This window comes from Rhodovulum viride (genome assembly GCF_003265965.1).
Taxonomy (GTDB): Bacteria; Pseudomonadota; Alphaproteobacteria; order Rhodobacterales; family Rhodobacteraceae; genus Rhodovulum; species Rhodovulum kholense.
This window is the reverse complement of record NZ_MUAV01000054.1, coordinates 1-5,941: the sequence shown is the minus strand read 5'-3', so window position 1 is coordinate 5,941 and position 5,941 is coordinate 1. Positions and strand designations below refer to the sequence as shown.

The following is a 5,941-nucleotide window of genomic DNA, read 5'->3' as shown; positions in this document are numbered from 1 at the left end:
GGCCGGTCTCGTGGCGCCAGCGCTCATGGGCATGGGCCGCACGGGCCTCGAAGAATCGCGCGACGGCCATGCGCAGCCGCCAATGGCTGTCGGAAAAGGCCGAGCCATCCTCGGCCCGGCGGGCGCGGTCCATGGCCTCGATTTCGAAGGCGAGGCCGTAGGTCGGGCCGTTGAGGTCGATATGCGGGATCACGTCGAGCGCCATGGTCAGCCGCCGCGCGGTTACATCGCTGTTCATCACCGGCGGCACGGCCAGCGCCGCGGCGGCAGCGATCAGCACCTGATCGGCCCGGGTCAGAGGCGCCTCAGCCATCGAGATCGGCCCTCTCCTGCCAGGCATGGCGCGCGGGCGTGTCGGCGCAGCGCCCGTGGATCACCGCCAGCAAGGTTTCCCCGGCCTCGGCCGGGTTCCGGTCGTGGGAATCTAGAAACTGGCTGACTGCCGCGCGCAAATCGGCGTCGGGGGTCTTGAGGGCGGCGCGCGCGAGGGTCAGCTGGGCGCGCAGGCCAAGCGCCCCCTGCCGCGCCGACAGTGCCGCCGCCGTGATGGCCAGCCCCATCTGTACGAAATCGGATCTGCGCGCAGTCATGCCGCCCTCCCGAAAAGGGCCGGGCAGCCCGAGGGGGAGGAGAGGCCGCCCGGCAGTTCATCAGGGAGGTGCCCTGCATCCGGCAGGGCTGCGGAGACGGGGCCGAAGCCCCGAATGCTGAGGGTGAGGGTCATGCGGCCCCCCGCGACGCGCGGCCGACCGTCTCGAAGCTGGCTTCCAGCGAGTGCAGATAATCCCGCATGATATCGACGCATTCGCGGGTCTGGACGATGGCTTCGAGCTTGCTTTTCTCGTCGTCCGCGCTCTCGGCCTCGGCCTGTGCCATGACCGCTTCCATCGCTTCCTTCATGGTCTGGACGTGGGTAATCTTCGGCGCGGCGCCGGGCGCCTCGGTCGTGCGCCGCAGGAAGTTGGCAAAGGAGATGTCCCCCGTCGCCTTCTGCAGCGCGACCACCTGGGCGAAGGTGATGTCGAGATGGCCGTTCTGGATCTTCGAGATCGTGCCCCGCGACACCGGCTCGCCGAACTCCGCCTCGATGGCGGCGCAGGCCGCATCCACCCCGCCGACCCGGGCGATCAGCGCGCGCGCCATGTGGGTGAAGAGCCGCTTATCCATGAGAAACGCCTTTTCCTTGGGGATTGATCGCGCTCCGCGCATGTTCAGCGCATGGAAGAGTGTGTGCGGTGCGAGTGGAGAGAGGGGGCCGGGGGCGCGGCATCAGGCGGCGTCCCCGGTGGAGGCGGGGGCGGGGTGGGCGAGCATGTAATCACGCAGCCGGTCGACGACCTTCATCGTCGGGCTACCATCGCCGGACTTCCACGAATCCCACTGGCCCCAGTTCGCTCCGATAGCGTCACGAAGAACCTTCTGTGGGGTTTTCGAGCACGCCGCAGCGTAAGCTTCGATTTCTGCGATGAACTGTTCCATGGCGCCGGATGATGGGGTAAATACCCCATTTCGTCAAGGGGATATTACCCCAGCGCGTGACGCTCCGGAACATGGGTATTTTCCCCCCATGGACCGTGACCGCTTCAAATCGCGCCTCAGCCAGATCATCGAGGAAAGAGGGCTTGAAGTTGCGCCTCTCGCCAGAGCCGCTGGCGTGAAGCGCGATGTCGTGCGGGACCTGCTTCGGGGTAAAAAGGAAAGCTTGGTGGTCGAAAACGCCGCCATGATTGCGTCGGCTCTGGGGATGAGCCTAGACGAAATGCTCGGCTCTGCGCCCGGAACCCCCTCCACCATCGCCATAGCTGGCAAAGTCGGCGCGGGCGCCCGAGTGCCGGTCTTCGACGCCTACGAGAAGGGCGACGGCCCGCAGGTCGAATGCCCGCCGGGTCTATCGCCGCACAACATCGTGGCCGTCGAGATCGAGGGCGACAGCATGGAGCCGGTCTACTCGGCCGGGGACCTTTTGTTCTACACTCGCTGGTCAGCCGAGGGGGTGCCCAGCGATGTCGTCGGTAAACGCTGTGTCTGCGAATGCGAGGAGGGCTTGGGCTGGGTGAAGGTGATCCATCAGGGCCGCGAGCCCGGATTGTTCGACCTTCACAGCTTCAACGACCAGACCCCACCGATGTATGGACTTCGGCTGAAATGGGCCGCGCCGATCAAGCTGCACTGGCCGGCGGAACTGGCCAAGAAGATCTAGGCCTCGAGACTATCAAGAATAGTCAGTCAGAATCCGTGCTCTGATGACAAAAGTTCTAGACTGTTAGTCCGCCCTCGGAATGCGCGCACCGAAATCCTTCGGGGTGCGGAACCCAAGTTCGAGGGATGCATTGGTAGGAGCCGCCTGTTCAGTTCTCCGTCGGCTGTCGGCAAGAGCCAACTCGTATCGGGCGGTCAGAACCTTGCTGAACGCCTTGGAAACTAAGGTGATTTGGTCGGCACATACGCCCAAACTCAGCACGATAAGACCCTGTATCAACCTAGTTGGAATGTCCGTCGCCCATCCAGAAATCCATTCGGCATAGATCCAATCAGGTAAGTGGCTGAAGTTGATCGGAGGAACGCCTATTCGGTGGACTATAACGCAAATCGACCCGGCAATTAGTACCCCGAGAGTTCTAGTCATCTTCGAGATGAGCAGGTCTAGCTCAGCCTTGAGTGCGATAAGCTTGGAAACCGTCCAAGCAGAAGACAAGACGTTTCCTACCAGGAGCGAGAGAGCAGCAAGGATAGCTGTTGCCATTAACCCAAAAAACGTCACGAGCACACTTGCCACCCCATCGGTGATCGAGGCAACCGGAAGGGCAGCGCCGATCACAAAAAACACCGATGGGACGAGCTTGCTCATGTTCGGAAGTCACAATCGATTTTTCCGGACGCTGCCCAAGAGCGTAGCAGATCGACGATTGCACGCATAGCGCCCTCCGGATCAAGCAATTCTTCGACGGTGGCGATTTCACGCTTCTCAGCCAGCCTGGCAAGCCCTTTTTTTTCAGTCGACCCGAGAGGGTCTCGTAGACCGAACGAAGCTGGATGGTGGTTGCGGAGAGCTTCTTCGAGCTGCTTCCTAGCGACAGCAGCCTTCGCTGCCCGCTTCTTCGTTTTCTGCTTGAAGACCATCTTGAACGTGCCCTCGATCCACCCCTCTTCGGGTAGGCCAGCCCTCAAGCTTTCGATCTCATCAAACGACCATCCGAGCGTCTCCAGCACGTCAAACACTGTCTTTCCTTGACCTTCGGCAGTGCCAGCTCCGCGTTGGCTTGTTGTTTCTATGGGGTCAGAGCTCAAGCTTCGCTTGGGGTTGACGAATAGTTCACTCACTTCGTTGACCGTTGATCCCCCTTGAAGCTTTGCATTTAGTATTACAGTTTGGCCGGCTTCCAATTCACCCGCATCCTGTAGGAGCCTAGTGAGATACCGCTCCAGTGTGCGAGACCTTGCCCGCTGACCCTCTATCAGACCGATATGATTGTGGGTGATTGCGAAATAAAGGATACCATCCACAATGCGCTGGTCTCCGCCCATAATGATGTTGCGGAGTTCCAACTCGGAGATGTTGTCTTCGAGCGATTGCATGATGCCAGCCACGTCAGCACCAGCCCGAATGTGCAAAAGCTGACCGCAGAACACAGGACCACTCCAGTCTGCTCGGTCGTTCATTTTGTTGAGAACTACATAGCTACCATCTTGATCTAAATCGATTTTCCGATGTCTAACGAGTTCGGCACGCGCTTCGCTTGCCCCCCTTGCGGAACGACCCAGGACATCCACAACAACTTTTTTCAGGTGATAGTGCTCTCCCAGATTATCCAAGTTAAGGTAGCGATATTGGATGGTTGCCCGCTTGGTCACGCCACTACTCCGTGTTGCCTTCAATTGATTGAAGCCCGTTTCGAAGTCGCAGGAAAGCAAATTGCAATAAACGACGCCATCTTCGCGAATGGCCGCACCCAATATATCACTGCCCTTGCGCGGCTACAGTCCTGCCACCTTCCGCAACGCCTCATCAATCCGGCTCTGCCAGCCAGGGCCGTCCGCCTTGAAGTACTCGATGACCTCGGGACTCAGGCGGATCGTTGTGCTGACTTTCGTCTTCTCAGCCTTCGGGCGCCCCCGCTGAACCTTAGCGTTTGCAAATTTCTCCTGCCACTCCGGGGCGGACAGGTCGGGGGCGTCGTCACTCAAATCGGGGGCCATATGCTTTTTGCTCTCGGTCATTGGCTTTCCTCATGCTGATGATGCGGCGGGCGTCGCCGCGTTCGGTCCAGGCCAGAACGACCATTCTCCCTGACATGAACCCGATGGTGATGAGTCGGGTTTCGCCATAGTCGGCGCGGTCATCTTCGACCGTCATGTGCGGGCCGTCGAACACCTCCGCCGCCGCAGCCATGTCCAGTCCCCGTGCCTCAAGGGTGCCGTCGCGCTTGGACTGATCGAACTCGATACGCATGATTTAATGTTACTACAGTAAATTGCGGGACGCAATAGCGTAGTAACAAAAACACCCGCTTCGCGCGGGGTTTTTCATGCCTTCAGCCCGGCGCTGATGGGGGCAGGGTAGCGCGGGCCGAGGGCCGGCGCTAAACGATATGGGGTATTTACCCCTTCTAAGCTTGACATGGGGATATTACCCCATCTAAATTCCCTTTGCTGACCACAGAAGGGGGAGACCCATGAACACCATCCTGACCACCGCCGCCGCTTTGGCCCTGCTGGCCGCGCCCGCGCTCGCCGCCGTCAACGCCACCGAGGATCTGTCGGCCATCCGCCAGCCCTCGGCCGACGGCGCGGGCTGCTTTGCCGCCATCGCGGGCACCAACGCCTTCGAACGCACCCACGCGCCGGGCTGCATCTATTACCGCGCGCCCACCGGCACCGACCCGAAGGAGGCCGAGGCCACCGATCCCGAGCCCGGCGAAGCCGAGGACGACGACAGCGACAGCGAGAACGCCGGTCTCTGAGCATCGGTGCCCCGCCCCGAGCGGGCGGGCATCCCATGCCCAGACCCCGTTCGCTCTCCGGAGGACCCCATGCCCCGCATGCCCAAAATCCCCGACCTTCCCGCAACCTACGGCTTCGGCACCTGGCGCGACGCGCTGCTGGGCGCCCTGATCGGCGCGCTCTTCGTCGGCTCGGCCTGGGGCGGCATCACGCTGGCCGAAATCGCCCAGGGCAGCCTCTGATGGCCGCGATCCTCACCATCGCTCCGCAGATTGCCGACCGCCTCGCCGCCGAGGCCACTGCCGCCCGCATCGAGGCCCAGACCGCCCGCGTCGCCGCCAAATCGAGCGCACGCGACGGCAAGCCGTTGCTCGCCCGCGCCGCCTTCGCCCGGGCCGAGCGGCTGCAGGATCGCGCGCGCACTCTCAGCGCCCTGGCCGAACGGGCCTGGGCAGGCGGTGCCGCATGAGCGTCTTCGATAGCATCGCCCCGCCGCCCGACGCGCTGGCCGATTTCGTTGCCGAATGGCGATCCGCCGCCCCCGAGACCCGCCTCGCCGCCATCCGTGGCGCGCTTCGTCGCCACGGGATCGAGATCCCCGCGCTGCCCGGGCGGGTGGCCTTTTACGAGATCCAGCTTTTCGGGCTGACCGCCACCGGCCGCGACGAAGCCGAGGCCGCCCGCACCTGGATGGAGGCGGCCACCCGCCTCTGTCCCTTCGACTGACCTCAAAAGGACCGCCCGCCGATGCCCGATGGCGCCCTCTTTCCGGTCGAGCCCGCGACCCGGTGCCCCTTCGACCCGACCCCGATGATCGTCGACAGCTTTGCGGGCGGCGGAGGGGCCTCGACCGGGATCGAGATGGCTCTCGGCCGCAGCCCCGATGTCGCGATCAACCACGATGCTGCAGCGCTCGCCCTGCATGAGGCCAACCACCCGGCCACGCGGCACCTCAATTCCAATGTCTGGCATGTCGATCCGGCCGAGATCTGCCGCGGCC

Annotated in this window: 13 protein-coding genes and 1 pseudogene; 6 read left to right on the top strand and 8 right to left on the bottom strand. The window is 62.7% G+C overall.

Annotated elements, in window-relative coordinates; all coding sequences use genetic code 11:
- The 4 genes from BYZ73_RS20450 to BYZ73_RS20435 form a co-directional block, all read right to left on the bottom strand.
- Positions 1 to 313: hypothetical protein (locus BYZ73_RS20450; protein ID WP_146746370.1), on the bottom strand; the 313-nt coding region annotated here is incomplete at its 3' end.
- On the bottom strand, positions 306 to 590 hold the full coding sequence (locus tag BYZ73_RS20445; protein ID WP_146746369.1) for a hypothetical protein: 285 nt from the start codon (positions 588 to 590) through the stop codon (positions 306 to 308). The genes BYZ73_RS20445 and BYZ73_RS20450, both read right to left, overlap by 8 nt.
- A 130-nt stretch (positions 591 to 720) precedes the next feature.
- Positions 721 to 1,167, bottom strand: coding sequence for a hypothetical protein (locus tag BYZ73_RS20440; protein WP_112317476.1), 447 nt, complete (start codon positions 1,165 to 1,167; stop codon positions 721 to 723).
- Positions 1,168 to 1,269: 102 nt separating this feature from the next.
- The gene (locus BYZ73_RS20435) at positions 1,270 to 1,479 is read right to left on the bottom strand and encodes a hypothetical protein (protein WP_112317475.1); all 210 of its coding nucleotides are present in this window, start codon (positions 1,477 to 1,479) and stop codon (positions 1,270 to 1,272) included.
- An 88-nt stretch (positions 1,480 to 1,567) separates the two neighbouring features.
- Here BYZ73_RS20435 and BYZ73_RS20430 point away from each other — a divergent pair, with 88 nt between their 5' ends.
- Entirely contained in the window at positions 1,568 to 2,200 is a 633-nt protein-coding gene (locus BYZ73_RS20430; protein ID WP_112317474.1) for a S24 family peptidase, read from the top strand.
- A gap of 63 nt (positions 2,201 to 2,263) precedes the next feature.
- Here BYZ73_RS20430 and BYZ73_RS20425 read toward each other — a convergent pair whose 3' ends face one another.
- The 4 genes from BYZ73_RS20425 to BYZ73_RS20410 form a co-directional block, all read right to left on the bottom strand.
- Complete coding sequence (locus tag BYZ73_RS20425) at positions 2,264 to 2,848, bottom strand: hypothetical protein (protein WP_112317473.1); 585 nt, start codon at positions 2,846 to 2,848, stop codon at positions 2,264 to 2,266.
- Positions 2,845 to 3,852: a hypothetical protein gene (locus tag BYZ73_RS22545; protein ID WP_146746368.1), complete on the bottom strand. Its 1,008-nt coding sequence runs from the start codon at positions 3,850 to 3,852 to the stop codon at positions 2,845 to 2,847. Before BYZ73_RS22545 ends, BYZ73_RS20425 begins: the two co-directional genes overlap by 4 nt.
- A gap of 123 nt (positions 3,853 to 3,975) precedes the next feature.
- Positions 3,976 to 4,218 carry a BrnA antitoxin family protein gene (locus BYZ73_RS20415; RefSeq protein WP_112317471.1) on the bottom strand — a complete coding sequence of 81 codons (243 nt, stop codon included), beginning with the start codon at positions 4,216 to 4,218 and terminating at the stop codon, positions 3,976 to 3,978.
- Entirely contained in the window at positions 4,178 to 4,450 is a 273-nt protein-coding gene (locus tag BYZ73_RS20410) for a BrnT family toxin (protein WP_112317470.1), read from the bottom strand. Before BYZ73_RS20410 ends, BYZ73_RS20415 begins: the two co-directional genes overlap by 41 nt.
- A gap of 223 nt (positions 4,451 to 4,673) precedes the next feature.
- Here BYZ73_RS20410 and BYZ73_RS20405 point away from each other — a divergent pair, with 223 nt between their 5' ends.
- The 5 genes and pseudogenes from BYZ73_RS20405 to BYZ73_RS20390 form a co-directional block, all read left to right on the top strand.
- Positions 4,674 to 4,961, top strand: a complete 288-nt coding sequence (locus BYZ73_RS20405) for a hypothetical protein (RefSeq protein ID WP_112317469.1) — start codon at positions 4,674 to 4,676, stop codon at positions 4,959 to 4,961.
- 78 nt (positions 4,962 to 5,039) lie between these two features.
- Positions 5,040 to 5,183, top strand: coding sequence for a hypothetical protein (locus BYZ73_RS22970; RefSeq protein WP_181498139.1), 144 nt, complete (start codon positions 5,040 to 5,042; stop codon positions 5,181 to 5,183).
- Positions 5,183 to 5,410, top strand: coding sequence for a hypothetical protein (locus BYZ73_RS20400; RefSeq protein ID WP_112317468.1), 228 nt, complete (start codon positions 5,183 to 5,185; stop codon positions 5,408 to 5,410). Before BYZ73_RS22970 ends, BYZ73_RS20400 begins: the two co-directional genes overlap by 1 nt.
- On the top strand, positions 5,407 to 5,667 hold the full coding sequence (locus tag BYZ73_RS20395; RefSeq protein WP_112317467.1) for a hypothetical protein: 261 nt from the start codon (positions 5,407 to 5,409) through the stop codon (positions 5,665 to 5,667). The genes BYZ73_RS20400 and BYZ73_RS20395 overlap by 4 nt, the downstream gene beginning before the upstream one ends.
- Before the next feature lie 21 nt (positions 5,668 to 5,688).
- Positions 5,689 to 5,941 (top strand): annotated as a pseudogene (locus tag BYZ73_RS20390) (DNA cytosine methyltransferase); the annotation flags it as partial.